Below are 26,192 nucleotides of genomic sequence, written 5' to 3' on the forward strand. Positions count from 1 at the left end.
CCGAATCGGATCGGCGGAACACTCCGGCCGGCAGTGGCGCTACGGGGCGGCGTCCGCTCGCGTCTCCTGTCCGCCCGGGACCGTGCCCGCTTCCGGCTGCCGGCCGACGCCGGCCGTGGGGACGCGTACCGTCGCGATGACGATCAGTGAGGCCGCCGCCCCCAGCGCCGCCGCCACGACCAGCACCGCGTTCAGGCCGGACGCGAACGCCTCGCGCACCAGGTGCGCCATCTCGACGCGTTCGTCCTCCGGCCAGCCGGCAACGAACGACCGGGCGTGTCCGCCGCTCAGAACGACGGCCGCCTCGTGCGGGTCGGGGATGCCGCCGTCGGTCTTCAGTACACCCTCGATCCGCGACTGGAAGATCACACCGAACAGGGCGATCCCCAAGGCGAAGCCCAACTGGCGGAAGGTGTTGACCGCACCGCCCACCATGCCTCCGCGCTCCGGCGGCACCGTGGCCAGGGCAGCCGCCGACAGGCTGGGTGTCACGAGCCCGACGCCCAGACCGGCGACGACGAGCCCCGCCACGAGGCTGCTGCCCGAGGACCCCGCGTCGAGGGTGGCCTGCATCCCGGCGCCCAGGGCGATGAGCGCCAGCCCTCCTCCGATCGTCGACCGCGGCGGCCAGGGACCGAAGCGGCCCGCGAGCGCGGACGCGAGGAACGCGGAGGCGCACATGGGCAGGATGTACAGACCCGCTTCGACGGGCTCGTACCCCAGGACGGACTGCATCCACAGGGACTCGTACAACAGATAGGCGAACGCCGCACCTTGCAGGAACAGGGCGCTGAGCATGATGCCGGTGAACGACGGTCTGCGGAAGAGCGACAGGTCGAGGACGGGGTCCTCGTGCCTCGTCTCGACCACGAGGAACAGGGCGAGGGCGACGGCCGCCGTGATGAACAGACCGAGAGTGAAAGGTGTCGCCCAGCCCTCGGAGTGGGCGCGGATCAGCCCGAAGGTGAGGGCCCCGCTCGCCACCGTGAAGGTGACCGTGCCCAGCACGTCCGGGCGCCGACCGCCCCGGCCCTTGGCCTCCCGCACCGAACGCAGCGTCATCACGACGGCGGCCAGACAGACCGGCAGGTTGACGAAGAAGATCCACCGCCAGTCCAGATACTGGGTGAGGATTCCGCCGACCACCGGGCCGGCCGCCGCGGCGACCGAGTTGGTGGCGCCCCACACGGCGAAGGCCACCCCCCGGTCACGGCCGCTGTAGTGCATGCCGAGCAGGGCGATCGTCGTACCGAACATCCCGGCGGCGCCCACTCCCTGTACCGCCCGGGCGCCGATCAGGACACCCGCGTTCGGGGCGAGCGCGCACACCACCGAAGCCGCGGTGAAGACGATCAGCCCGACCAGATAGACCTTCCTGCGGCCGATCCGGTCGGCGCGGGAACCGACGCCGAGCAACAGCGCCGCCAGTGCCAGCGCGTAGGTGTCGACCACCCACTCCAGATCGGAGAGCGTGGTGCCGAGGTCCGCCGCCATGGCGGGCAGCGCCACGGTCACGATCGTGACGTCCAGCAGCAGCATGAACGTGCCCATACAGATCGCGGCCAGGGGCCACCACTTACGCATCCGAAGCCCTCCGCCGCCGACCGCGCCGAAGAGGCGCCCCCGGCGGCCCCCCATGATCCACGGAGGAGCGCCGTTGTCCGTGAGGACCCGCGCGCCACGCCCGAGCGTGGACCGCAGGGAGGTATGCCTAGGCCCGCCTGGGGGATCACCGGTGGCACGCCGGAATACGCGCTCTTAGCTTCGGCACATGACCAAACGACAGATCGCCCTGCTGGCCTGCACTGTGGCCCTCACGGCCTCGGGGCTGGGCGCGGCCGCGCCCAGTGCCGTGAGCCGGACGGTGCACCTGGTGAAGCCCGGCGAATCGATCCAGAAGGCCGTGGACGCCGCGAAGCCGGGGGACACCATCGTCCTGACACCCGGCACCTACCGCGAGAGCGTCCGCATCACCACCTCGGACCTGACCCTGCTCGGCTCGGGCTCCGCTTCCACCGTCCTCGTGCCCGGCGACGCCACCGCCGCCGACGCGTGCGCCAAAGGCGGTCACGGCATCTGCGTGACCGGGACGGACAGCGCCCCCGTCGAGGGCGTCACCGTGCGTTCGCTCGCGCTCAGGGGCTTCACCGCCAACGGCCTGTGGGCCTCCCGGACCGACCGGCTCACCGTCCGCAAGGTGCTCGCCGAGAAGAACGGGAAGTGGGGCATCGCCCAGGAGAGATCCACCCGTGGTGTCTTCAGCCACAACACCGCCCGGAACAACGCCGACGCCGGGCTGTTCCTGGCCAACACCACCGATACGGAGGCAGGCGCCACGGACACCAAGGGGACCCGGGTCACGCACAACAGCCTCTCCGGCAACCGGATCGGCCTCACCGTGCGGCGCCTGCGGAACGTGACCGTCGCCCACAACGAGGCGACCGGGAACTGCGCCGCGGTGTTCGTGGTGGGCGACGAGTCCAAGCCGCGTGCCGGAGCGATGACCCTGCGCCGCAACGACATCCACGCCAACAACAAGTACTGCCCCAAGACCCCCCGTCTGCCCTTCCTGCAAGGCTCGGGCATCGTCCTCACCGGCGCCGAGGAGACGGTGGTGGAGAAGAACAGGGTCGTCGGCAACGTGGGCGCCTCGCCGCTCTCGGGCGGCATCGTGCTGTTCAAGAGCTTCGTGGGCGCTCCGAACGAGCAGAACGCGATCCGCGACAACGTGGTGATGCGCAACAGCCCCGCCGATCTGGCCGACCGGGACACCGGCCGCGGAAACACCTTCACCCACAACACCTGCACGCTCTCGGAACCCGCCGGAATGTGCTGACCCACCGGGTTCCCGCCACCGCCCATCGCACGACAGCAAGGACAAGGCGAACAGATGACAACGGTTGACCCGGCTCCCGCCCCGCCCATGCGGCTGAGGGAGCTCGTCTTCGGGGCGGCCTGCGCCGCCGCCGTACGCGCGGCCGCCCGCCTGGGCGTGGCCGACGCCCTGGGCGACACGCCCATGACCGTGGAAGACCTCGCAGCTGCGGTGAAGACCCAGCCGCGGACACTGCGCCGCCTGCTGCGCGCGCTGTCCTGCCAAGGGGTCTTCACCGAGCAGCCCGACGGCACCTTCGCCCACACGGAGATGTCCCGGCTGCTGCGCGAGGACGACCCGCACAGCCTGCGGTACATCGCACTGTGGTGCACCGAACCCTGGACCTGGGACGTCTGGCCGAAGCTCGACGAGGCGGTGCGCTCCGGACGGAACGTCTTCGAGGACGTGTACGAACGGGAGTTCTTCACGTACCTCAACGAAGACGCGCCCGAGTCCGCCCACGTCTTCAACCGGGCCATGACCACGTCGAGCAAGCAGTCGGCACAGGACGTCGCGGACCTCCTCGACCTCGGCGACGTGTCCTCCGTCGCGGACATCGGCGGCGGACAGGGACACGTCCTGGCGAGTCTGCTGGAGAAGCACCCCACCCTGAACGGCGCGCTGCTCGACCTGCCGGGAGTGGTGGAGAACGCCGACCCCCGTCTGCGGGACGGCGGGGCGCTCAGCTCCCGGGTCCGTGTGGTGGCCGGCGACTGCCGTGAGGACATCCCGGTCCAGGCGGACGTGTACATCATCAAGAACATCCTGGAGTGGGACGACGACAGCACCCGTCGGGCGCTCGCCAACGTCCGCAAGGCGGCGCGCCCCGGCGCCCGGGTCGTCGTGATCGAGAACCTCGTCGACGACACGCCCTCGATGAGGTTCACGACCGCCATGGACCTGCTGCTGCTCCTCAACGTCGGCGGTGCGAAGCACACCCGGCAGAGCATGGTCGACCGGCTGACCGACGCGGGGCTCGTCATCGGCGAGATCCGCCCGGTCAACGCGTACCTCCATGCGTTCGAGTGCACCGTGCCCGCCTGACCGGGACGAAGGAGGGAAACCCGAGGCCGCCCGCTCCGCGTCGTTCGCGGGGCGGGCGGCCTCGGGTTTCCCTGCCGTGCGTACCTCGGGGGATCAGGAACCCGTGTCGCGCTCCCAGCGGTAGAAGCACTGCGCCATGGCGTCCTTGGGGCTCCGCCACGTCTGTGGGTCGTACGCGCTGACGTACGCCGACAGCTTCTCGCTGGCGTCGCGGAACTCAGGGTGTCCGGTCAGCTTCGCGATGGCCGGCCCCGGGTCCTGGTCCGACTCGATGAGGTGCAGGTACACGTCGCCGAACTGGAACAGGCGACGCCGCGTGACGCCGACCAGGTGGGGGAGTTCTCCACGGTCGGAGGCGGCGAACACGTCGGCGATCGCCGGGGCCGAGCCGGGCGCCATGCGGGCGACGATCAGGGCGTGGTGCATCGAGCGTCCTTCCAGGGTGCGGGTGTGCGGGTGTCCGCGGCAGGGTTCGGTCAGCCGGGCAGGACCGGGGCGCTCCGACGGTCGCGGGCGACCTGCTCGATGCGGTCCCGGATGAGGGCCATCTGCGTGCGGGAGTTGCGGTTGATGTTGTCGGTCATCCAGGCGTCGTCGACCGGAGCGTCGGGCTTCATCGCGAAGTCCTGCACCCAGCGCATGTGGACGCCGGCCGGGGTCTCCTCGTACTCCCACCGGATGTTCATGTGGTCGAACGGGCCGGTCTCGACGCGGCGGGCGCGAACGGTCCGCCCGAGACGGTCGACGGTGCGCTCCGACACCCAGCTCCAGACCTTCCCGGACTCGTCCGGGTGCATGGTCAGGCGGAAGGTGGTGGAGTCGCCCTCGCGGGAGAGGACTTCGAGGGAGGCGTACTCGCTGAAGAGGTCGGGCCACTTCTCGATGTCGTTGGTGATGTCCCAGACAAGGTCGAGCGGGGCGTCGATCGTGATGCTGTTGTCGGTGTGACCGGCCACGTCAGACTCCAGTCCTGAGGGCGTTGTTCACCAGGCCGACGAACTCGCCCGGCGTCTTGCAGCGCTCGGCGTCGGTGGGCAGCGCCACGCTGTACCGGTTCTCCAGCTCGCCGACGATCCCGAGCAGGCCGAGCGAGTCGAGGCCGAGGGTGGTGAACGGCGCGTCCGGCGCCTTCTCCAGGTCCCGGGCGTCGACGGTGACGCCGGCGGCCTGCTTCATCAGCGTGGAGAGTTCGTCGAAGGTCAGTGCGGTGGTGATCATGTGTGCTCTCCTTCCCGCCCGGTCCTACCGGGCGGAGTCGTCGCCGCGGCGCACGACCAGCGCCGCGTTGGATCCCATGAGTCCCCGGCTGAGGACGAGGGCCGTGCGCAGCTCGGCGGGCCGAGCGCGGGACATCACCAGATCGAGGTCGTGGCAGATGTCGAACACGTTGGGAGTGGGCGGCACCACGCCGTGCTCCATCGCGAACACCGCGGCGGCGGTGTCCAGGACGGGCGCTCCGCAGTAGGCGCGGCCGATGCCCGTCTTCGGTGCCGTGACGGGGACGCGGGTGGCATGCGCTCCGAGGGCGTCGGCGATCGCCAGCGCCTCGGCACGGTCCGCCTCCGGTACGCCCATGGCGTCGGCGAAGACGACGTCGACCTCCTCGGGGGCGCACCCGGCCTCGTCGAGGGCGACACGGATGGCGCGGGCGAGTCCCTCCCGGGACTCCTCCCATCGGGAGGCGCCGGTGAACGTGGCGCCGTGGCCGGCGACCACGGCCCGGACGGCCGCTCCCCGGTCGCGGGCGCGGGACTCGTCCTCCACGACGAGCATCGCGCCGCCCTCCGCCGGGACGAAGCCGCAGGCTCCGGCGGTGAAGGGCCGGTAGGCACGGTCCGGGTCCTCGACGGTGCTGAGCTCGGGGTAACCGAGCTGGCACACCATCGAGTACGGGGCGAGGGGCGCCTCCGCGGCGCCGACGAGCACCGCCCCCGTGCCGCGTCGTACGCCGCGGGCGGCGTGGGCGAGGGCGTCCAGACCGCCCGCCTCGTCGCTCGCGACCACGCCGCACGGCCCCTTGAGGCCGCTCCGGATGGAGATCTGGCCGGTGCTCGCGGCGTAGAACCAGGCGATCGACTGGTACGGGCCGACGAACTTGGATCCCTGGCCCCAGAGCTTCTGGAGCTCTCGCTGGCCGAACTCGCCGCCTCCGGACCCGGCCGCGGTGACCACGCCGATCTCGAAGGGCTCCTCGGGGTTCTCCCGGGCGAGGCCGGCGTCGTCGAGGGCGAGTTGGGCCGCGGCCATGGCGTAGTGGCTGAAGCGGTCGGTCTGGACGAGGAACTTGTCCTCGATCAGATCGGAGGCGTCAAATCCGCGGACCTCGCCCGCGACCTTGAGGGGCAGGTCCCCGCAGCCCTCACGGGTGATCCGGTCCAGTACGCCGAGCCCTTCCCGGACCGACTTCCAGTACGCGTCGGCACGCAGTCCGTTGGGGGCGATCACACCGATCCCGGTGACGACCGCACGCCGCGGGCGTTCAGTGCTCATCGTGTCCTCCCACCCGGCGTCGTCAGCAGCACCGCGGACTGGAAGCCGCCGAATCCGCTGCCCACGGAGAGCACGTTCCTGAGCTTCCGGGGGCGGGCGGTGCGCGGCACGTAGTCCAGGTCGCACTCGGGGTCGGGGGTCTCGTAGTTCGCCGTCGGGGGTACCACCTGGTGCTTCAGTGCGAGCACGCAGGCGGCCACCTCGATCGCACCGATCGCGCCCAGCGAGTGCCCCACCATGGATTTGATGGAGCTCATGGGTGTGTCGTAGGCGTGCGCGCCCAGGGACCGCTTCACGGCGGCGGTCTCGTGCCGGTCGTTCTGCCGCGTGCCCGAGCCGTGCGCGTTGACGTAGTCGATCAGCGTGGGGTCGATCCGGGCCTGGTCGAGCGTGGAGTCGATCGCCCGGGACATCTCCAGTCCCTCGCTGGTCAGACCGGTCATGTGGTACGCGTTGCCGAAGGTGGCGTAGCCGCCGATCTCGCAGTAGATGTGCGCACCGCGGGCCCTGGCGTGCTCGTAGTCCTCCAGGACCAGGACGGCCGCGCCTTCGCCCATGACGAAACCGTTGCGGTTGTTGTCGAAGGGCCGGGAGGCGTGCTCCGGGTCGTCGTTGTCGGGCGACGTGGCCTTGATGGCGTCGAAGCAGGCCATGGTGATGGGGGAGATGGGGGAGTCCGACGCACCCGCTATGCAGACGTCCGCCCGGCCCTCCGCGATGGTGTGGAAGGCGTAGCCCACAGCGTCGAGGCCGGAGGTGCAGCCGGTGGAGACCGTCTGCACCGGGCCGCGGGCGCCGAACTGCTCGGCCACGACGGAGGAGAGCGTGCTCGGCGAGAACGCCATGTGCAGCTTGGGGTCGGCCGCGCGGTGGTCCACGTCCCACCGCTGCCCGCCCGCGCTGACCAGCACGTAGTCGTGCTCCAGCCGGGTGGTGCCGCCGACGGCGCTGCCGAGGGAGACGGCGACGCGCCAGGGGTCTTCGGCGTCGGTGTCGAGTCCGGCGTCGCGGACGGCTTCCCCGGCGGCGACGACGGCGAACTGGATGTACCGGTCGGCGTGGCGGCTCAGGTCCGGATCCAGTCCGTGGTCCGCCGGGTCGAAGTCGCACTCGGCGGCTATGCGGGAGCGCAGCCCGACCGGGTCGAACAGGGTGATGCCGCGGGTCGCGGTACGGCCGGCGGCGAGCAGGTCCCAGAAGGCCTTCGCCCCGGTGCCGCCTGGAGCGACCACACCGATGCCGGTGACGGCCACTCGCCGGGTCACTCGATGGCCCCGCTTCGCTCGGACACCCGGCCAGGGTCGTGCACGGTCAGGTGCGGGCCCGCGGCGGCGAGCTCGGCCTCGTCGGTGATCTCCGTGTCGACGTGGCCGAGGCTCGGCCGCGGGGCGAGCGGGCCCAGGTGGAAGACCATGCGGGCCTCCACATCGCCCACGTTGCGGAAGCGGTGCCGTACGTCGATCGGGATCAGGAGGCCCTGATCGGTCTGGAGCGCGTACGTGTCGCCATCCAGGTCCACCTCCAGCGCGCCCGAGACCACGTACACGAACTCCTCGGAGTACGGGTGGTAGTGCTCGCCGATGCGCTCGCCGGGCTGGACGATCGCCAGGCCCATGAAGCCGCTGGTGGAACCCACGGTGGCCGGCGTGAGCATGGCCCGCAGGTCGCCTCCCCGCCTGCGGTTGGGTTCCGTCTCGCTCAGTTTCACGATGCGTGGACGCTGCTTGAGCATGGTTGCTACCTCCAGATGTGACAGTGACGTGCTGGGGAGCGACCGCGGTGCGAGCCGCGGTCGGCCGTCAGGAGTGCGCCGAACGGTCCGTGACGGGCAGCATGTCCGCGTGCGACAGAAGCCTGTTGATGTTGCGCTCCGTCTCCAGGGAGCCCTCGACGCCGACCGCGGCGCCGTCGAGGAGTCGTTCCAACTCCGCTGCTTTCCCCGGGCCCTTGAGCCCGAGGGAGGCGACGGGGTCGAGGTCGAGGTCGCCCGTGACGTCGACGAGGCGCACCACGATGTCGTCGCGCTGGAACACGGTGCTGCTGTGCACCGGGTTGTCCGGATCGTCCGCGGCGGCCCGGTCCTGATGGGAGAGCAGCCGGGCGAGCGCCATCCCCTGGCCTTCCTTGGCCGGGTAGTACAGCGCGTGCCGTCGCAGGTCGGCCGGAGCAGGCCGGTCGGACACCACGTGGTGGACGGCCGGCAGCGCGGCCCGGGTGAAGAACACACGTGCCGACTCGGGGTCGGTAAGGTCCCGGTCCTGCTCGAGGTACGGGTTGATGGCCTCCTCGACCGCTCGCACCTGGGGCTGACGGGCCACGTGCCGCAGCGCCACGAGCAGGTCGCCCTCCACCTCCACGGCACGCACGATGCGGTTGCCGTGCATGAAGAGGGAGGTGCGGCGCAGCCGTGTGGTCTCGTCGACCTGGGCCTGGGGTGACTCGTACCCGGCCAGGATCTCCGCCACCTTCGACTCGGAACCCGGCTTGACGGTGAAGGTGAGGGCGTGGCGTGCCACACCGTCGCCCACGCGGGGCTCCACCTGCGCGTCGGCCGATGCCGCGGTCCGCGAGGCCGGCTGACCGGGGCTGGTCTCCCGGAGGATGCTGTAGCGCATCGATCGGGTGTCCCGGACGCAGCTGTGCATCGGCTTGACGGTTTCGACGTGCTCCTCGCTGTTCACCCAGGCGAGGAACGGCGGGGCGCTCTCCCACTCGCTGGTGATGAGCCACTGCGAGGGGTTCTCGATGGACTGGCAGAGCTGGTCACTGATGTGGCCGGGAACGGAGGCGACCTGCTTGCGCATGAGTTCGTACGCGTCCAGGAACTGCTGCTGCGCTCCTTCGTACAGGTCGAGCAGGAGGATCACCCGCAGCCTGGAGCCGTCGAACACAGACTGGGAGATGCGTCCCGAGGGGGCCATCCGGCACACCTCTTCTCTTCTCGGTGGGGGTGGGGAGACGACCTACTTCGCCGATACGCAGAGACCGGCATGTGTCGATCCTTGACAGGAGCGCCGACAGCACGCGAGCCGCATGAAGCGGACGAGTGAACCGCGTGTCATTCGAGTGCCCCGGGCACGCGAACCCGTCCCCGAAGGGCATGAATCTGCATCCCATCCCCAACTCGCGTCGCAGGCGGCGCCGGAGACGAGCAATGAACCGATTCGACGCAGCCGGGGAAGCAACCGGTCACCGCACGCCCGTACTCATCGTCGGCGGCTCGTTGGTGGGCCTTTCCACCTCGCTGTTCCTGGGGCGTCTCGGAGTGCCGCACACCCTGGTCGAGCGCCATGCCGGCACCTCGATCCACCCGCGTGGCCGCGGCAACAACGTGCGCACGATGGAGCTGTTCCGCAGCGCCGGGATGATGCGGCCCATCCAGGAGGCCGCGTCGGTACTGGCACTCAACAACGGGATCCTGCAGACGCCGAGCCTGGTGGGCGATGTCGGCGAGTGGCTGTTCAAGAACATCGACCCCGGCGGCGGGGTCGCCCGCTTCAGCCCCGCCGGGTGGTGTCTGTGCAGCCAGAACGATCTCGAACCGGTGCTGCTGAAGCGCGCCGGGGAGCTTGGCGGAGATCTGCGGTTCGCGACCGAGCTGATGTCCTTCGAGCAGGACGCCGAAGGGGTGACCGCACAGGTCAAGAGTCGCGGCACCGGTGAACACACCACCATCCGCGCGGACTATCTCGTCGCGGCGGACGGCCCGCGCAGCCCGGTTCGCGAGCAACTCGGCATCGGGCAGAGCGGTCCGGGCGACCTGTTCCACAACGTGAGCATCACCTTCGTCTCCCGCGGCCTCGTGGACGTCGTCGGCGACCGGCGGTTCATCGTCTGCTACCTGACGAACCCGGAGGCCGACGGGGCCCTGCTGCCGGTCGACAACCGGGAGCGCTGGGTGTTCCACGCTCCCTGGCACCCCGAACACGGCGAGACGCTGGAGGAGTTCACCGACGAGCGGTGCACGGAACACATCCGGCGGGCCGTGGGGGTGCCGGACCTCGATGTGGAGATCACGGGCAGAGCTCCCTGGCACGCGGCGCAGAGGGTCGCCGAACGGTACGCGGACGGCCGGGTGTTCCTCGTCGGTGACTCCGCCCACGAGATGCCGCCCACCGGGGCGTTCGGCTCCAACACCGGTATCCAGGACGCGCACAACCTCGCCTGGAAGCTCGCGGCCGTACTGGGCGGCTGGGCCGGCCCCGGCCTGCTCGCCTCCTACGACGCGGAGCGCCGGCCGGTCGCGGAGACGACGAGCTCCCGGGCTGCGGCGCGGTCGGTCGAACACAGCCACCCCGGGTACACCCCCGGCCCCGGATCCGGCGGCCCCCAGGGGAAGAAGGGCGGCATCCTCAACGAGGTGCTCGGCTACCGCTATCCGCAGGGCGCCGTCCTGGGCGCCGACCGGACGATGCCGGTCGTGTCCGACGGACTGCGCCTGAATGGCGAACCCGGAAGCCGGGCACCTCACATGTGGCTGAACCGCGCCGGTACCCAGGTCTCCACCCTCGATCTGTACGAGCGGTCCCTGGTACTCCTGAGTTCCGAGGACGGCGCCGGCGACTGGCACACCGCGGCGACACGCGTCGCGCAGCAGATGTCGGTGCCGCTCGACTCGTACCGGATCGGCGCCGGGCCCGACGCGGAGCTCTCCCCCGCGAGCGACACGGACTGGGCGGAGGCGCACGGCGTCACGCCGGACGGCGCGGTGCTGGTCCGCCCCGACGGGTTCGTCGCGTGGCGGTCCGAAGGAGCGTCGGCGGATCCCGGAGCGGCGTTGCGGCAGGCCCTCACGGCGATCCTGGGCCGGGACTGACCGCTTCCTCGTGGCCGGCACGGCTGGGCTGGAGGTCTCCGCCATGAACAGGACCAGGCAGCACCGACGACGGCTCGTGATCCCTGCGGCTAGCCCGTTCGCGCGCAGGACGCCGTCCGATCCCGAGCACCGAACGAGCCGCCGTGACCTGCGGAAATGACCACCAGTAGGGCAGATCAAGACCCCGACCGGGGGACAGCGCGCGCGAATCTCCCGTTGCGGTGCTCCCCGGTCGGGGTTCTTCTCGTGCACGGAGCACAGCACAGGCGCCGCGCTGCCCAGCCGGCCAGGAAAGCTCCGCCGAAGGAGAGAAGAAGCATGCGTTTCGCACGTACGGGTCTCCAGCTCGCCCTGGCCGCCCTCATCCTGTCCGCATCCCCCGCCGTCGCGGCGCCCGACGGTGACGTCCGGGTCAATCCGGGGAAGGCTGCCCCCGGGACCACCGTCACCGTCAGCACGACCGCCTGCGGCAAGGAGACCTACGGCAAGGGTGAGTCGGAGGCGGGCGGGAAGTTCCACCTCCTGCCCGGCGACCGGGCGGGCGTCCTGGTGGGTGAGTTCAAGCTTCCGTTGGACGCCGTCTCCGGCACGGACACCGTGACCCTCAAGTGCCCGCCTCGCATCAAGCAGACCGTCACCTACCAGATCTCCGGCCAGCCGGTCGGTGCAGTGGAAGCGGGCTTCGGCTGGGCCGCGGGCGCAGGCGCAGAAGCGGACGGGGGCGGCAGCGGCGGCCCGTACGCCCTCGGCGCGTTGCTCCTCGGCGGCGCCGCCGCGGGCGTCCTGATCAGGACGCGCCGCCGCGCCACCGCCGCCCGGAACGCGGCCTGAGCCCACATGCCCACGCCCACGCCCACGGCTCCGGTTCCGGTTCTGCGAGATCCGGTACGCCGTGCAGCAAAGGCACGATCCGCATGAAGCACGGCTCCGGGCCGAAGCCCGGCAGAGCGCCGTCCAGGCGCGTTCCCTCGGTCGGGGCACTCGCCTGGGTGGCCCTCGTCGGCGTCGTCCTGCTCTCGTATGCACCGGACGGCGGGGCCTCGCGGCCACCGGCGACGGCGCGGGCCGCACCCCTGCTCGCGGGGCCCGTCGCCGGGGCCGGCGGGGACCGCTCCGGCCCCCGGCCGCTGCCCGCGTCCGACGCGGCGCGGATCAGGATTCCGGCCATCGGCGTCGACGTCTCCCTCGTCGCCCTTGAGCTGGACGGCGCCGGAGCGCTGCGCCCCCCGCCGGCGGCGGACCCCGCCGTGGCCGGCTGGTACGCCGACGGCACCGCCCCCGGGGCGCCGGGCACGGCCGTCGTGGCGGGACACGTCGACACCCCGACGGGCCCCGCCGTCTTCCACCGGCTCGGCACCCTCTCCCGGGGCGCCGCTGTCGAGATCGATCGCGACGACGGTCGTACGGCCCTCTTCACCGTCGACGCGGTGGAGGTCCATCCCAAGAAGCGGTTCCCCGACCACAAGGTCTACGGCAGTTCGGGCCGCCCGGAGCTGCGGCTGATCACCTGTGGCGGCGACTGGGCGAGCGACACCGGCTATCAGGCCAACACGGTGGTCTACGCGACCCTGACGGGAACGAGATAGCACCCGGGGCACCCCTGCGCCCCCGGGTCTCGCGTGGTCGCGCCTCACCCGTTCCTCGGGAGGCACGCACAGCACGGGGACGGTGGACATGTGCAGGAGCTTGTGAGGGGTCGAGCCCAGGAGCGCCCCGCGCATCGGGCCCCCGGCCCGGCTGCCGACCACGATGACGCGCGCTCGCCCTTCAACCGGCAGTCACAGGGAGGATCTTCCAGGTCTTCATGCAGGCGAAAACGTGAACGAGGTGGCGCCGGTGGGCGGCCGGGCCACTCGACCGCCCGCTGCGGATCGACGAGGGGCACCGGAACCCTCATGTCCTGTCCGGTCGCCGATCCGGGGCCTGGACCCGAACCGGTGCGACTCCCGTCCTCAGAGAAGACCGGACGACGTCTCCTTGCCAAGACGCACGTCCAGGGCGTCTTGGGCGAGCCCGACTGAGATAAGGCCTGCGTCGGCCAGGCCGTAGACCTCCCCATGGATCTCATCGGAGAAGGGCGTCAGGCCGCCGTCATTCTTGTAGTAGCCCGAGTCCATGGCCTTTCCGATGCCGCTGTTCGTAGAGGAAACACCGAAGCGGAGGTTCTTCGAATTGTTCGAGACCGTGGAGACCAACTGGCGGAACACGGCCTGCGTCTGATTGGCCGGCTGGTTCCTCAGGGTCACGAACTGGTTGACGGCGGTCTGTACGTCGTTGCCCGGAACACAGGCCCGGAAGAAGTTCAGCGTGGCCGCTTGGTGAGCCTGGACCGTGTGGTCGTACCTCTGGGCGGCACTTTCGAGGATCTTCGCGATGTAGTGATCGGACAGCCGATGGTTCCGGGACATGGAGACGCCGGCCGGGGTCGCTCCCACGCCACCGTTGGGACCGGTGAAGTTGTTGTGTCCCCACTGGTCGTAGGGGTTGAACGTGCCGCCCTGCGCCTGGATCTCCTCCGCGCGGAGCTGTGCTCCGGGAGAGGCGAGGGCTCCGGTCTGGTACGGGAAGATCTGCCGTGTGGCGGCGTCCGGGATGTTGGGCCTGGCATAACCCTGCCCGTAGTTGAAGTTCGGGTTTCCAGCAGCGATGGTCTGCTGGCTGAGGTATTGCAGCTGTTGCTGCATCTGATCCTGCCGCTCCTGTTGCAGCTGGGCCATCTGCTGCGGGGTCAGCCGAGGCGGCCCCATCATGCGTTGGACCGCCGGGTGGGCGGGGGTGGATCCTGCCTGGCCGGTGGAGGCGGACTCGGGGACCCCAACGGCCCGCGGCTCGGGGTCGTGGGCCATTGCCTTGCTCGCGTTCGCTTCCGCCTCCCGTTCGAAACGGTCTGTGGGGTCGCTGATGGACAGGCCCGAACCGTTGTCGCTGCCAAGGACGGGGCCCTGGCGTTGCTGGATGACGTGGGTGAGCTCGTGGGCCAGGGTGTGCTTGTCGCCGCCGCCCTCGCCGAGGACGACGTTGTTGCCCGAGGTGTAGGCGCGGGCGCCGATCTCGCTCGCAGAGGCGCGGGCGGCGCTTCCGTCGTGGACGCGGACGTCGGAGAAGTCGGCGTCCAGCCGGGCCTCCATTTCGGCGCGCAGCGGTGTCTCCAACGGCCGCCCGGCCCCGAGCAGCACCTGGTGCACGGCCGACCGCTGCACGGCGGGTCCTTCCACGGCCTCCTGGTGGCCGCAGCCCGCACCGTGCTGGTGCTGCTCCACCGCCGCCTGGGGCTGGGCGTAAGGATGGCCGGCGAGCTGGAGCGCGCGCATCACGGCCGCGTTCCCGGCGGCACGCTGGAGGGCCAGAAGCCCCGCGGGACCCATGGGCTCGGGCCCCCTGGGGCCGGGCGGCTTCTTCGCGGGGGCATGACGTACTTCGTGCTGGTGTGACATCGGTGAGCTCCGGTCGTAGGTCCAGCGGGTAGTCGCAAGATCGCCTGACCCGGACGGCGAGGGAAAGGCGCGGGAGGGCAGTGCGACGGGCACCCTTCGTTGCCCTGCCGCCCCTGCGCTCACGGCCACCGCCCGGCCCTTCGGCGAACCGCAGGCACGGGCACCCATGCGGCCCGGCCTTCGTGGCTGAGACAGGGCCACAACCCGTCCCGCAAACAGGTCTGAGCCCGGGTCAATCACGTCTTTGCCTGCATGAAGACCTGGAACACCCCCTGCGGCTGCCACCTGAAAAGCCAACGAGCTTCACCGCAGTCAGCCATGCCCGAGGCGGCTCGGGACCATTTACGGGACAGCCCTTAGCCGCCCGGCCACGCGCGCGAGGAAGGTCTCGTACTCCACCGTCGTGAGGATCGGGTTGGTGAAGCTGAGGCATCGGGGCGAGCGACATCGGCTGGGGGATGGACGAGCCCGAGTGGGGCGCGGCCGCTGACCCGAACACCCACGCGGAGGCTCAGCGACACGTCGAGACCGGGCACGAGGCCGAGAACACCGTCGAGCTCCTGGACCTCGTCGTCGACGACGCGGGCGTGTTCCGTCGGCCCGACCCCCGACCGGACCCAGTGGCGTGGGTGAACGCGATGAACACACTGCTGCCGGCGGACTTCTCGTGCCGTACGGCATCGAGCGGCGACCAGCCGGAGCTGGACACCCATCTCCGAGATGGGCCCGCGCGAGCACAGCACCTGCGGCTGCCCTCTCGACCGCCTCGCCACCCGCCTGGAGGAGCACTTCGCCTACGAGGAGTCCCGGTTACTCCCGGCGCTGGACCCGGACGCGTGACGGTCAGCCGCTCCAGCTGTCGCAGTACTCGATGTGCAGGGAGCCCGGCACGTTCCGCCGGGTCCGCGGCCGCGACCACGGCCCCGAGGTGAACTCGACGCAGTAGTGCCGGTCTCCGGGATGCCGCTTCCCGTGCGACGGGGCCTCGTCGGCGAGGCCGCGCAGCACGGTGCCGTGCTCGCGGAAGGCGGTCGCGCTGCCCACGACGAACAGCGTGTGGGCGGCGATGTCGAACCCGAGGTGGTCGCGGTACGTCCGGTGGTACCGGCGTTCGTGGTCGATGTCCTCGGCGTCGGGGAAGTCGCGGTCCGGGGTGGCCGCCGTGTGTGGCCGGCCGGGGCCGAGTCGCGCCCGGGCCTCCTTCCACGAGGAGGGCCGGAACTGCAGGCTGTGGTGGGCCAGGACCAGGTCCAGCGCGACCGGTTCACCGTCGCCGACGACACCGCCGGGGGCCGGATTGGCCCGGATCGGCAGATGGACCAGGGAGCGGGCGGAGCGGGCGGCCAGCGCCCACAGGCCGGTGAGGCGCTCGGCGCCGTCGCGGTCGACGTACATCGACAGCCAGTGGCCGTCGTCCCGCAGCGCCACCCGCTCCGGCACCGGGTCCGGCCGGATCACCCTGACTTCGGCCCCGCCCATGCGGACCTCGTGCACCCGCACCCGCTGTTCCACGCGCCCCCCTCGAACGATCCCGCAGCGCACCCTAGCCCGAGCCGTCGACGTTCTCGTCCGGATTTCCCGGGTGCGGGGCGCGTGCCCTACAGGGGGCGGTCGTGACCCTGGCCGCGGCGCGTGGCGGCGACCTCGGTGTAGGCCCGCTCGGTGTCACCTTCGCGGGCGAGCGGTGCCTTCGAGGGCGCGCAGTCGGCGCCGCTCAACGGCGAAGACGTGTGCGGGGACCGTCGACGACCAACGCCTCACGGGCCGCCGACAGCCCCCTGCCGCGTATGCCAGTGACTGGTTCGTGCACGACTCGTGCCCGCTTCGATGATCTGGATCAAAGACCTCACCTGGACAACCCGTTGATCACGACTCGATACGCGTCCTGGTCAGGATGCCGGGGCGTCCAGTCTGCTGAGGAGTTCCTCGACGGGTTCCCAGACGGTCTTGGAGGCGAGGCGTTCGACAAGCGCCCGGTCGAAGGCCGCGCCGCCCATGACGGCCTCATCGGCGACTCGTGGTCGAAGGCGCGCAGGAAGACCGACGACGGGCCGAGGAAGACGTGGTAATCGTCCCCACCGCCGTTTTCGAACCGGAATCGCTCGAACCCTGACTCGTCGACACCGTCGAACGCATAACGCGCCCACCGGGACCCGAAGGCCGCTTCCAGGGCGACGAGGACACGGAGGCGTTCCCGGAGCACGCCCGGGGCGGGCAGGAGGGCAGCGAAATCGGAGAGAACCGACACGCCCCCAGCCTAATGGCCGTCCCCGCTCCCGAACGGGCGGCTGGTGCTTGTCGACAGAACCTGGATCACTTCACGCGCAGGCGCCTTCGTCGACTCGCCCGTACGCTCACCGACCGGTTCGGCCTCGGTGCTCACCGGCATGGTGCTGTCGAGGCCGAGTGGTCGCGCGGTCGGTGGTCATCGGACGCCAGTATCCACCGAACCCCGCGGTGCTCACGCGATGCGGGACGGTCCGTCCCGAACGCCGGACAGCGGCACACCGGCCGGTGCGCTACGCGACCGGCCTCTTCTTGGCGCACCCGCAGTGGGCCGGACGGCTACTCGGCCGTCGGCTCGATGTAGGTGTTGTCGCACCAGTCGAGGAACTCCCGGATGGTTCCGATTGAGCAGGTCGGTGGTGGAGGTGACGCCGCGCCGGCCGGTCGCCAGGACCGTCGGGTGCAGATCCGGGTGGACCGGTTGAAGGACGGGAAGAGACGACGGCCGGCGTCTGGATGAGCAGCTGACCGGCCTCAGCACCCCGGGCACGGGTGCCCTGGCCGGCCGCTAGGAGATCTCCAGCACCGACCCCACTCCCGGTCCCTGAGCGACCTGGACGAGGGAGGAGCCCGGCGCCGGTTCCTGCGGTACCTGAATGACCGGTTCGACGCCCGCTGAGCGAGCGTCCGCCGACCCCAGCTCCCACGGGAACCGGCATCGTCAGGGGGCTGCCCCGGCCTCCTGGGGCGACCGCGCAGTCCGGCTGACCGGGTGAACGTGCCGGCCAGGCGGCGGCCCACGGCCAGCACGATGACGGACAGTGGCTGGCGCAGAGATCGATCATGATCGGTGCTCGGGGCCGTTGCCGGGCTCGACGGCAGCGTTGACGCTGCGGCGGCCGCCGTGCGCGCGGGCGGGCGGCAGTTGAGCTTGTTCAGAGACGGTGAGATCACCACCGTTTGTGGCTGGCGACAGGCTTCCTATCGGGCGCCAAGTCGTGGGCCGGCTCGTGGCCCGGCAGCGTTCGGCCTACTGCCTGTCTGGATCGCCGACCGCACCCAGGACAACGAGGAACCCTCCATTGTCTGACCCGACCCCAGGGGCAGGCGTGCTGCGCTAGCCTCGGCTTCATACCCGACCGCCGGAGGATCCGATGGCCCACGTCGTCTTCGACCAGGCCGAGCAGCGTGAGCACCGCGAAGCCGCGCGCGCAGAGTTCCCTGAAAGCCTGGCCTCGGAGGGCATCGACCTCAACCGGTGCCGCGACTGGGACGACAATCGGGCCGAGAAGGGCCTGCCCGAGCGGAGTTGCGAGGCCTTCGAAGTTGCCTGAGCACCCGCGCGGCCGGCGCCCGAGGATCGTGTTCATCGAGCCGGCCGAAACCCAAGCCGCTGTTCTGACGGTCGACCAGTCCGCCCGCCTCGACGCCGCGCTGGGTGTGATCGCCGAGGCCCCGGCCGACGTGAAGCAGCACGCCACCGCGTCGGCGCTGCGGGACTACCAGCACGATGGCATCCGCGTGATCTTCTACGCGACCGCGCTCGGGAGCATCCTGATCGTCACGTACGTCGAGGTCGACGAGACCGGCGAGAGTGCCTGACCTGGCGCCGGGGACCGGTAATGCTGGGCGTCCAGGCACGGGAGGAGTCCTTCGTCCATACCTGCGTGGGTCCGGCGCGGCAGGCCGGCATCGGCATGTGGAGACGGCGAGAGAAGCAAGAGCGGGAACAACGGTGGAGGCGGTGGGGTCTCGGACCCTCACCGCCCCCCGTTCTGCGGTCATCCGTCGCGGTGGCTCAGGACGGCGATGGCGAGGTCGGCCAGCAGGCCGACGCCGTCGGGGCCGATGCCGTCGACCGCCTCGTCCAGGATTCCCAGGCAGCGTTCACGCCGACGGGCGATCGCCAGCCGGGTCGCGGTGAGCGCACCCGAGGCACGGACCCGGTGTGCCGCCTCGCCGGCCGGCCCGGTGCGGGGCCCTTCGCACCGGGCGAGTTCCTCCAGTAGCCGCCGCAGCCCGGGGTCACGGCGCAGCGCCCAGAGTGTGGGGTAGGTGTAGACGCCGTTGGCGATGTCGTGCCCCACCGGCTTGCCCGTGGAGGCGTGGCTCGCTGTCAGGTCAAGCAGGTCGTCGAGGAGTTGGAACCCCACGCCGAGATGGTGGCCGAAGCGTCCCAGGGCCCGGGTCGTGGTGGCGTCCAGGCCTGCGGCGAGCGCGCCCGTGCGGCACGCCGCGTCGATCAGGGCACCGGTCTTCCCGCCGATCGCCCTGAAGTACGACTGTTCACCGCGGTCGGCGTCGAAGAGCGTGGAGGCCTCCTCGGCCTGGCCCTCGCACAGCCGCACCAGGGTGTGGCCCAGGAGGGCTCCGGCCTCGGCGCCGAGGGCGGAAGCGGCGGTGTGCGCGTGGCCGATGAGGTAGTCGCCGGCGAGCAGGGCGCGGCTGTTGCCGGCCCGTGCGCTGATGGTCGCGACCCCGTGCCGGGTCACCGCCTCGTCCATGATGTCGTCGTGGACGAGACTTGCCAGATGCAGCAGTTCCACGGCGCGGGCACCGCTCACGGCGCGGCCGCGCGTGCTCGCCGACGGCGGGCCGGCGGCGTGCGCGCCGGCCAGAACCAGGAGCGGACGCAGCCGTTTGCCGCCCGAGAAGACGTCGGCCATGGCCGGCGGGATGACCAGCGGCGCGGCGCGGACGACGTTGTCGATGCCTTCCAGGCAGGCCCGCAGGTCCGCGTGCACGGTGGCGGCTCCCAGCCGCCCGGCCAGCACACCGTACGCCGCGGTGGGCCGCATGCCCTCGACGGGCGGGCGCAGGGGGGCGTCCACGAGAACGGCCGGCAGTGTCGCCTGGGTCATGACGCCACCGCCCGGGACCCGACCGACGCGCCGCCGGTGGCCGCGCCGCGGGGCGTACGTGCTTCGACTCTCAGCACAACGTGCTCGGCACCGAGCGAAGCACGGACCAGGGGCCGTGCCGTCGTACCGGGAACGGCCCGCAGCCTGAACCGGGACGCCACGGCTGCGACCGCGAGGGACAGTTCCGTCAGGGCCACTTCGTCGCCGATGCACTTGCGGTTGCCGGCCCCGAAGGGCAGCAGTGCGGCGCGAGCGGCGGGGGAGGGGGAGCGCCAGCGGCCCGGGTCGAAGCGCGTCGGATGCGGGAACACGTCCTGGTCATGGTGGAGTTGGTACGGGCTGAACAGCACCGTGGCGCCCTTGGGCACCGGATGGCCCAGAAGGTCGGTGTCCTTGGTGGCGACGCGGCTGAGCAGCCACGCCGGCGGGTAGAGCCGCAGTGCCTCGAGCACGATGTGCCGCGTGTGCTCCAGGCGCGCCAGGTCCGCCGCGCTCAGGGCGCGGGCCGGCCTGCCGCGCAGCACGTCGTCGGCCTCGGCCTGCAGGGCGCGCTCGGCCTCGGGATGCTCCGACAGCAGCTGGAACACCCAGGTCAGCGCGGAGCCCGGCGGCTCGGTCGCCCCGATGAGCAGCGTCATGACCTGGTCGTGGATCTCGGCGTCGCTCAGTGACGTACCGTGCTCGTCGCGGGAGCTCACCAGGATCGACAGGACGTCGCCGTGGTCCTTCCCGGCGTCGCGGTAGGAGCGGACGGTGTCGGCGATGACGCGGTGCATCGTGGCCCGGGCCTGGTCGAAGCGCCGGTTGGCGGGCAGCGGCAGGCGGTGCACCCAGTCGGCCGGGACGAGCATGCGCCGGTAGACGCCCCGCATGACCAGCGGCATGCACGCGACGACCTCGGTGACGGCCCGCTCGCCCAGCTGGGCACCGAACAACGTCCGTGCCGCGACCTCCAGGGCCAGCGTGTGCATCTCCCGGCCCACGTCCAGTGTCCGGCCGTGCTGCCACCGGTTCAGCGTCGTGTCGATCTGCTCGGCCATCAGCCCGGTGTAGCCGGGAAGCCGCGAGGCGCCGAACGCGGGCTGCATCAACAGGCGTTGCCTGCGGTGCGTGGCGAAGTCCGAACTGACCAGACCGTCACCCACCAGCAGCCGGGCCTTCTCGAACAGCGGGCCGCCCTTGTCGAACGTCCGCGGACCGTGCAGAACGGTGCGCACCGCGTCGATGCCGCACGCCAGATAGGCGCGGTGGCGGCCCAGGCGCAGCGTCACGAGGTCACCGCGCCCGTACAGCTCACGCAGGAAGGGCAGCGGGCGCCGCCACAACTGCACGGCATGGCCTACGACCGGCAGCCCGTGCGGGGCCTCGGCCGGTGCCGCAGCGTCCCAGGTCATGAACGCCCGCCTTGGTAGGGGCATTCGCCCGGTCGGGCCGAGGGCGCCGGGGTGTGATGCGCGGCGGCGCGGCGGTGCAGCACCATCGGCATCGGGCCGGGGCCGAGCGTCGCCTCGGGCAGCGAGACCCGCTTGGCGTCCGGGATCATCCGCAGCGACCAGCCCGACAGGATCGTCGCGATGACGATCATCGCCTCGTTCAGCGCGAACTTGTCGCCGATGCACTTGCGGTTGCCCATGATGAAGGGCTGCATGGCGGCTTCGGTGATGTCGTCGACGCGCTCCGGCAGCCACCGGTCCGGGTCGAACGTCTCGGGCCGCGCGAACAGGTCCGGGTTGTGGTGCAGGAGATAGGGGCTGAGCAACACGATGGTGTCCCGGCCGATGCGGTGGCCGCCCAGCTCGGTGTCGCACGTGGTCATCCGGGTCAGCAGCCACACCGGCGGACGGATCCGCAGGGTCTCGTACAGCACCCGGTACAGATACGGCAGGCGGGGGAGGTCCTCGAACACCGGAGGCCTGCCGGCCAGGACCTCGTCGAGCTCCGCGCACAGCCGCCGTTCGACCTCGGGGTGCTCGGTGATCAGGTGCAGGGCCGAGCAGATCGCGTTCGCCGTCGTCTCCATGCCGCCGGCCAGCAGCGTCATGACCTGCTTGTGGATCTCCGTCTCGGACATGTTCTGCCCGGATCCCTCGTCGACCGCGCCGATCAGGATCGACATCAGGTCGCCGTGGTCGACGCCCGCACTGCGGTACTGCTCGATCGTCTCGTCGACGACCTGCTCCATCCGCTCGTGCGCGAGCTGGAACTCGCGGTTCTCCCGGGTGGGCAGCTTCTCCAGCAGCGCGGTCGGCGCGACCATCCGCTTGTAGACGCCGCGGTTGATGATCGGCATGCACTCCTGCACCTCGGCCGCGGCGCGCCCGCTCATCGGGTTGGTGAACATGGTGCGCGAGGCGATGCGGAGCGTCACCGTGTGCATCTCGTCGCGTACGTCGCGTTCCTGGCCGTCGGCCCAGCCGTCGAGCAGCGCCGCGATCTCTTCCCGCATCACCGCCACGTACCCGGGCATCCGCGACTTGTGGAAGCCCGGCTGCATCATCCGCCGCTGTCTGCGGTGCGGCTCCCAGGTCGCCGCGAACAGCCCGCTGCCGACGAGTTGCTCGGCCTTCTCGAACAGCGGCCCGCCCTTGTCGAAGGTCCGCGGCTCCAGCAGCACACGCTTGATCAACTCGGGGTGGCAGACCATGACGGCGGGGCGGCGCCCCAGCCGGACCTCCACCAGATCCCCGTACCGGGGCAACCCGGTCAGGAACTCCAGCGGTCGGCGGGCCAGCGGTACGGCGTGGCCGAGCAGGGGCAGGGCCCCGGGCGCGAGCGCGTAGGACATCGTGCGGGGCGGTGGCGAGACGGTGGTCACGGCGCTCCTCAAACCAGCGGTCGGGTGGGTCGGGCGCTCGGCGCGGGAGCGGGTGCGTCACGGAAGCGGGCCACCGACGCGGTGAGACTGATCCAGCCGGAAGTCGAGCCGTCCCACACCGAGCCGTCGCCGAAGTAGCGCGGCGTCAGATACTCGAACTCCTGGCTTCCGCCGATCAGATGGTCGAGCCCCGACAGATAGGCGCGGACGTCCTCCTCATGCCCGTGGGGGCCGGCCAGCACCGCGTCGCGTGCCGCGATGTAGGCGCGTTCGTGGTGCTCCACGAGGGCGCACAGCCGGTCGACGGCGTCCTGCAGCTCAAGCCCTTCGACCTCGCACAGCACGCGGACGGTCGTCATGGTGTCCCGCTGGGCGTACTCCTTGCGCCACGAGAGCAGGTCGTTGACGAGGATCAGCTGCCGCATGCCGTGGTGGTGGACCTCGTCGAACAGGCCCTCTGCGGCGGCCCGGCTCATGTCGACCTCGGCCGCGTACTCGGTGAGCAGTTCCAGGAACTCGCACCCGAAGCTGTCGACCCGCACCCGCATGCACGCCTCGAACTGCGGAACCTGCTTGTCGAGTTTGCTGCGGATCTCCTCCGCGCACCCGCGCAGGAACGCCTCGAGGGCCGCGACGAGCCGATCGACCTGCCGTGCGCTCATCCCGGCCGCGATACGCCGCCACAGGTCCTGGGCGGCGCGGCCGTACGGGCTCGCGGCGGGGCCACCGACCCCGCCCTCGCGCAGGTCGGCGACGACGGCGGCGAAGGTCTCGGCGGCCGCCGCGTGGTCGGCGCCCAGTGCCGCCTCGTCGGATACGAAGCTGTCGATCACCGTGACGAACTGGTACCAGTCGGCGATGTTCTGGGCCCTGCCCGCCTCGGCGTACGGCACCGTCAGCGGCCCGTAGATCCCGTTGCGCTGACGCAGGAAGAACAGCAGCGACTCCTCGGAGTCGAAGCAGTCCGCCAGCATCCGCCGCACCCAGCCGTTGGAGGCGATCTCGATGCGGGCGGCGTCGGGGTGGTAGCCCGCGGGCAGCAGCCGCGGCAGCGGCGGCAGGAAGAACTCTCCCGGCCCGTCACCGGGCAGGAGGCGACGGGTGAGGTCGACGTCGGTGATCACCTTGGGTCTCCAGATCGGCGGAAGCGGGCGGGGGCGTTGCTGCCCTCCCCACAGTGGGACCGCCCGCTAAAGAGCCACTTGAGCGCCGACGGGCGCGTGTGCGCCCAAGGCCGGGACAAGGCCCGGTTCAGCAGTTCGCGACCCGAAGTCCGCGGGTTTCAGGGTTTCTGTCGACGACTTCGACATCGATTCCGAGGGTGGCTCCGTGCTCGACGACGGTCACGGCGAGGATGAGGCCGATCGTGTCGGTCCACCGTTGGGGCTGAGCGGCACCGGGGTCAGGCGCAGGTGCCTGCGTTGAGTGTGAAGGCCGTGGGGGAGGGGGTTGAGCCCGTGTGGGTCCCCTGGACTCCGAAACTCACCGTCGCGCCGGGGGCGATCGTCCGGTTCCAGTCCGCGTTGCGGGCACTGACGGCGGTGCCGCTCTGGGTGACGGTGGCGTTCCACGAGCTCGTGACACTCTGGCCGGCAGGGTGGGTCCAGGCCAGCTGCCAGCCGTCCACGGCCGTGGGGCCTGTGTTCTTGACGGTGATGTTCGCGGTGAAGCCGGTGCTCCAGACGTTGCTCAGCGTGTACGTCACCGCGCAGGCGGCGGTGGGCGGTTCGCCGCCGGCGGAGGTCCGCTCGGCGGCGTAGGCGGCGAGCCAGGCCAGCGGGGCGTTCCAGTTGACCGCCACCTCGTTGGTCGAGTACGAGTCGATGTGGTCGATGTAGCAGGCCGCGGGGGCGCAGCCGGTCAGCTTCGCCAGCGCCACCGGGTCCTGGAGACCGCTGTTGGGACCGCCGGCGAGCGAACCGGCCGGAGGGTGCGGCAGCGAGGCATCCAACTGGTGGGCCCAGAAGCGGTGGTGCTGGTTCTGCGAGGACGTCTCGCCGTAGCCGGTGACGTAGGACAGGCCCAGGGCGTTGCGGCCGAGCAGGTAGTCCATGGTCTCCAGGGCGCCGGCGCGGTAGCGGCCGTCGCCCGTCAGCTCCCCGGCGACGGCCATGACGACGGCGTCGTTGGCGACCTCGCCGTTCGACCCCCAGAAGTAGCCGTCGGCGGGTACGGGTACCGCGTAACCCTGGGCGGCCATCCTGGACAGGTAGCCGTCGGCTGCCGCCGTCACCGACGCACGGACCCGGGCCAGGTCGGACGCCGGCAGTCCGTTGGGGACCGTGGCCAGGACGAGCCGGCCGAGCGCGGCGGTGTCCGCCCAGCCGAAGCCGTACGGGCTGAAGGCATCGGCGGAGGTGTGCCAGGGTGAGGACGTGACCGCGTCCCGGTAGGCGCTCTCGCCGGTCGCCGCGTACAGCTCGGAGGCGGCCCAGTAGAACTCGTCGGTGACCCGCGCGTCCTCGTAGGCGCCGCCGCCCGTGCTGTCGGAAGCCGGCGCGTACACCGCCGGGTTGGCCTTCGCGGCACTCCAGGCCCGGCGAGCGGCGGACATGCAGCGGTCGGCATAGGCGGAGTCGTACGGCCGGAAGACCCGGGCGCACTGCGCGGCGGCCGCGGCGAGGTTGAGGGTGGCCGCGGTGGACGGGCGGTGCAGCTCGCGGGGCTGGGCGTCCTGGTCGGGGCGCAGGGGCATGCCCGTCCAGGCCACGTCATGGATCTTGTGGAACGCCATGCCCGCGGACGGCTTGCCGTCGGGCACCTGCATCCGCATGAGGAAGTCGAGCTCCCACCGCGCCTCGTCGAGGACGTCGGGTATGCCGTTGCCACGCTCGGGGACCCGCAGGGTGGAGTCGCCCAGCGCCGCTTCCCCGCCCGCCCGATCCGCCCGCTCGAAGGAGTTGACGACCAGCCAGGTGGAGATGCCGCCGTTGACCACGTACTTGCCGTGGTCGCCGGCGTCGTACCAACCCCCCCTGACGTCCTGGGTGTAGTCGCACACCGTGGCCTGACAGGGGACGGACGTGTCGCCCTTGTTGGGAGCGACGTCGAGGTGTGCGGCCGGGCGCGCGTAGGCGGAACCCACCAGGGAGGCGTCGATCGCGATGCCGCTGCGCTGGTGGTGGAAGAACGCCATCGCGTCGGAACGCAACGTGTCGTAGAGGTTCGCGCGGATGTCGAAGGGAACGCTGCTGCTGCCGTCCACGGTCACGACGTATCCGGTGCCCGCCTCGCGGTGCGAGGAGAAGTCCGCGACCTGGACGGACTGCCCGGAGGGGGCGTCCGCGCCGCGCGCGACGGTCGAACCCGAGGCGACCACCGCCCCGGAGGCGTTCCGCAACTGCCAGCCGAGTGCCTGTGCCGACGTCGTGACGATGGTGGCGCGCTTCGGTCCGTCGGGCAGGTAGCCGACCTGGTTGACGCGTACGGCGGTGGTCGCCGCCGCCGTGGCGGACGCGCCCGCCACGGCCGGTGCGGACGCGAGCCCGCCGACCAGGAGCGCGCCCGTGAGGAGCGCGGTGGAGAGGCGTGAGGGGTTGCGGATTAACGAGGTGGTGGTGGGGGGCATGTGCGGCTCCTTCGGGATGTCGTGGGGTGCCGGGAGGACGCAGCGGAGTCGGTGGACGGCATG

At 71.2% G+C, this 26,192-nt stretch carries 22 protein-coding genes and 1 pseudogene; 7 read left to right on the forward strand and 16 right to left on the reverse strand.

Going from position 1 to position 26,192, the window contains the following annotated elements; genetic code table 11:
* Positions 1 to 39: 39 nt before the first annotated feature.
* Positions 40 to 1,584, reverse strand: coding sequence for an MFS transporter (locus SGA01_RS00925; protein WP_141292390.1), 1,545 nt, complete (start codon positions 1,582 to 1,584; stop codon positions 40 to 42).
* Positions 1,585 to 1,771: 187 nt separating this feature from the next.
* Between SGA01_RS00925 and SGA01_RS00930 the strand changes: the two genes are divergently transcribed.
* Both SGA01_RS00930 and SGA01_RS00935 read left to right on the forward strand, forming a co-directional pair.
* Positions 1,772 to 2,836, forward strand: coding sequence for a right-handed parallel beta-helix repeat-containing protein (locus SGA01_RS00930; RefSeq protein ID WP_141292391.1), 1,065 nt, complete (start codon positions 1,772 to 1,774; stop codon positions 2,834 to 2,836).
* A 54-nt stretch (positions 2,837 to 2,890) separates the two neighbouring features.
* Positions 2,891 to 3,919, forward strand: coding sequence for a methyltransferase (locus SGA01_RS00935; RefSeq protein ID WP_141292392.1), 1,029 nt, complete (start codon positions 2,891 to 2,893; stop codon positions 3,917 to 3,919).
* A gap of 93 nt (positions 3,920 to 4,012) precedes the next feature.
* On the opposite strand, the gene SGA01_RS00940 is transcribed toward SGA01_RS00935, so the two are convergent.
* The 7 genes from SGA01_RS00940 to SGA01_RS00970 form a co-directional block, all read right to left on the reverse strand.
* Entirely contained in the window at positions 4,013 to 4,345 is a 333-nt protein-coding gene (locus SGA01_RS00940; protein WP_024756987.1) for a TcmI family type II polyketide cyclase, read from the reverse strand.
* Positions 4,346 to 4,395: 50 nt separating this feature from the next.
* Positions 4,396 to 4,875 (reverse strand): SRPBCC family protein, encoded by a 480-nt coding sequence (locus tag SGA01_RS00945; protein WP_141292393.1) that lies wholly within the window; start codon positions 4,873 to 4,875, stop codon positions 4,396 to 4,398.
* A gap of 1 nt (position 4,876) precedes the next feature.
* Complete coding sequence (locus tag SGA01_RS00950) at positions 4,877 to 5,137, reverse strand: phosphopantetheine-binding protein (protein WP_141292394.1); 261 nt, start codon at positions 5,135 to 5,137, stop codon at positions 4,877 to 4,879.
* A gap of 24 nt (positions 5,138 to 5,161) precedes the next feature.
* Positions 5,162 to 6,409 carry a ketosynthase chain-length factor gene (locus SGA01_RS00955; protein ID WP_141292395.1) on the reverse strand — a complete coding sequence of 416 codons (1,248 nt, stop codon included), beginning with the start codon at positions 6,407 to 6,409 and terminating at the stop codon, positions 5,162 to 5,164.
* Complete coding sequence (locus SGA01_RS00960; RefSeq protein ID WP_141292396.1) at positions 6,406 to 7,674, reverse strand: beta-ketoacyl-[acyl-carrier-protein] synthase family protein; 1,269 nt, start codon at positions 7,672 to 7,674, stop codon at positions 6,406 to 6,408. Before SGA01_RS00960 ends, SGA01_RS00955 begins: the two co-directional genes overlap by 4 nt.
* On the reverse strand, positions 7,671 to 8,141 hold the full coding sequence (locus SGA01_RS00965) for a cupin domain-containing protein (RefSeq protein ID WP_141292397.1): 471 nt from the start codon (positions 8,139 to 8,141) through the stop codon (positions 7,671 to 7,673). The genes SGA01_RS00960 and SGA01_RS00965 overlap by 4 nt, the downstream gene beginning before the upstream one ends.
* A 67-nt stretch (positions 8,142 to 8,208) precedes the next feature.
* Positions 8,209 to 9,330 (reverse strand): SchA/CurD-like domain-containing protein, encoded by a 1,122-nt coding sequence (locus SGA01_RS00970; protein ID WP_141292398.1) that lies wholly within the window; start codon positions 9,328 to 9,330, stop codon positions 8,209 to 8,211.
* Between the two features lie 233 nt (positions 9,331 to 9,563).
* Here SGA01_RS00970 and SGA01_RS00975 point away from each other — a divergent pair, with 233 nt between their 5' ends.
* From SGA01_RS00975 to SGA01_RS00985, 3 genes are all read left to right on the forward strand, one after another.
* Positions 9,564 to 11,225: an FAD-dependent oxidoreductase gene (locus SGA01_RS00975; RefSeq protein WP_141292399.1), complete on the forward strand. Its 1,662-nt coding sequence runs from the start codon at positions 9,564 to 9,566 to the stop codon at positions 11,223 to 11,225.
* Between the two features lie 318 nt (positions 11,226 to 11,543).
* Entirely contained in the window at positions 11,544 to 12,056 is a 513-nt protein-coding gene (locus SGA01_RS00980; RefSeq protein WP_141292400.1) for a sortase, read from the forward strand.
* An 83-nt stretch (positions 12,057 to 12,139) separates the two neighbouring features.
* Positions 12,140 to 12,811, forward strand: coding sequence for a class F sortase (locus SGA01_RS00985; RefSeq protein ID WP_141292401.1), 672 nt, complete (start codon positions 12,140 to 12,142; stop codon positions 12,809 to 12,811).
* Between the two features lie 51 nt (positions 12,812 to 12,862).
* On the opposite strand, the pseudogene SGA01_RS00990 reads toward SGA01_RS00985, so the two are convergent.
* From SGA01_RS00990 to SGA01_RS01005, 3 genes and pseudogenes are all read right to left on the reverse strand, one after another.
* Positions 12,863 to 12,985 (reverse strand): annotated as a pseudogene (locus SGA01_RS00990) (universal stress protein); the annotation flags it as partial.
* A 192-nt stretch (positions 12,986 to 13,177) separates the two neighbouring features.
* A complete protein-coding gene (locus SGA01_RS42740) occupies positions 13,178 to 14,536 on the reverse strand; it encodes an eCIS core domain-containing protein (protein ID WP_371865954.1) in 1,359 nt (452 codons plus the stop codon).
* Positions 14,537 to 15,502: 966 nt separating this feature from the next.
* Positions 15,503 to 16,171 (reverse strand): hypothetical protein, encoded by a 669-nt coding sequence (locus SGA01_RS01005; RefSeq protein ID WP_141292403.1) that lies wholly within the window; start codon positions 16,169 to 16,171, stop codon positions 15,503 to 15,505.
* 1,868 nt (positions 16,172 to 18,039) lie between these two features.
* Between SGA01_RS01005 and SGA01_RS01010 the strand changes: the two genes are divergently transcribed.
* Both SGA01_RS01010 and SGA01_RS01015 read left to right on the forward strand, forming a co-directional pair.
* Positions 18,040 to 18,219, forward strand: a complete 180-nt coding sequence (locus SGA01_RS01010) for a hypothetical protein (protein ID WP_141292404.1) — start codon at positions 18,040 to 18,042, stop codon at positions 18,217 to 18,219.
* 28 nt (positions 18,220 to 18,247) lie between these two features.
* Entirely contained in the window at positions 18,248 to 18,487 is a 240-nt protein-coding gene (locus SGA01_RS01015; protein WP_141292405.1) for a hypothetical protein, read from the forward strand.
* 179 nt (positions 18,488 to 18,666) lie between these two features.
* Here the strand turns inward: SGA01_RS01015 and SGA01_RS01020 are convergent, their stop codons facing one another.
* From SGA01_RS01020 to SGA01_RS01040, 5 genes are all read right to left on the reverse strand, one after another.
* Positions 18,667 to 19,746 (reverse strand): polyprenyl synthetase family protein, encoded by a 1,080-nt coding sequence (locus SGA01_RS01020; protein WP_141292406.1) that lies wholly within the window; start codon positions 19,744 to 19,746, stop codon positions 18,667 to 18,669.
* The gene (locus SGA01_RS01025) at positions 19,743 to 21,140 is read right to left on the reverse strand and encodes a cytochrome P450 (RefSeq protein WP_167533968.1); all 1,398 of its coding nucleotides are present in this window, start codon (positions 21,138 to 21,140) and stop codon (positions 19,743 to 19,745) included. The genes SGA01_RS01020 and SGA01_RS01025 overlap by 4 nt, the downstream gene beginning before the upstream one ends.
* Positions 21,137 to 22,561, reverse strand: a complete 1,425-nt coding sequence (locus SGA01_RS01030) for a cytochrome P450 (RefSeq protein ID WP_141292408.1) — start codon at positions 22,559 to 22,561, stop codon at positions 21,137 to 21,139. Before SGA01_RS01030 ends, SGA01_RS01025 begins: the two co-directional genes overlap by 4 nt.
* Positions 22,562 to 22,569: 8 nt before the next feature.
* Complete coding sequence (locus SGA01_RS01035; RefSeq protein WP_141292409.1) at positions 22,570 to 23,685, reverse strand: terpene synthase family protein; 1,116 nt, start codon at positions 23,683 to 23,685, stop codon at positions 22,570 to 22,572.
* Between the two features lie 278 nt (positions 23,686 to 23,963).
* Positions 23,964 to 26,129, reverse strand: coding sequence for a glycoside hydrolase family 9 protein (locus SGA01_RS01040; protein WP_141292410.1), 2,166 nt, complete (start codon positions 26,127 to 26,129; stop codon positions 23,964 to 23,966).
* Positions 26,130 to 26,192 lie beyond the last annotated feature (63 nt).

Origin of the sequence: Streptomyces gardneri, from assembly GCF_006539185.1 — a bacterium.
GTDB classification, from domain to species: domain Bacteria; phylum Actinomycetota; class Actinomycetes; order Streptomycetales; family Streptomycetaceae; genus Streptomyces; species Streptomyces gardneri.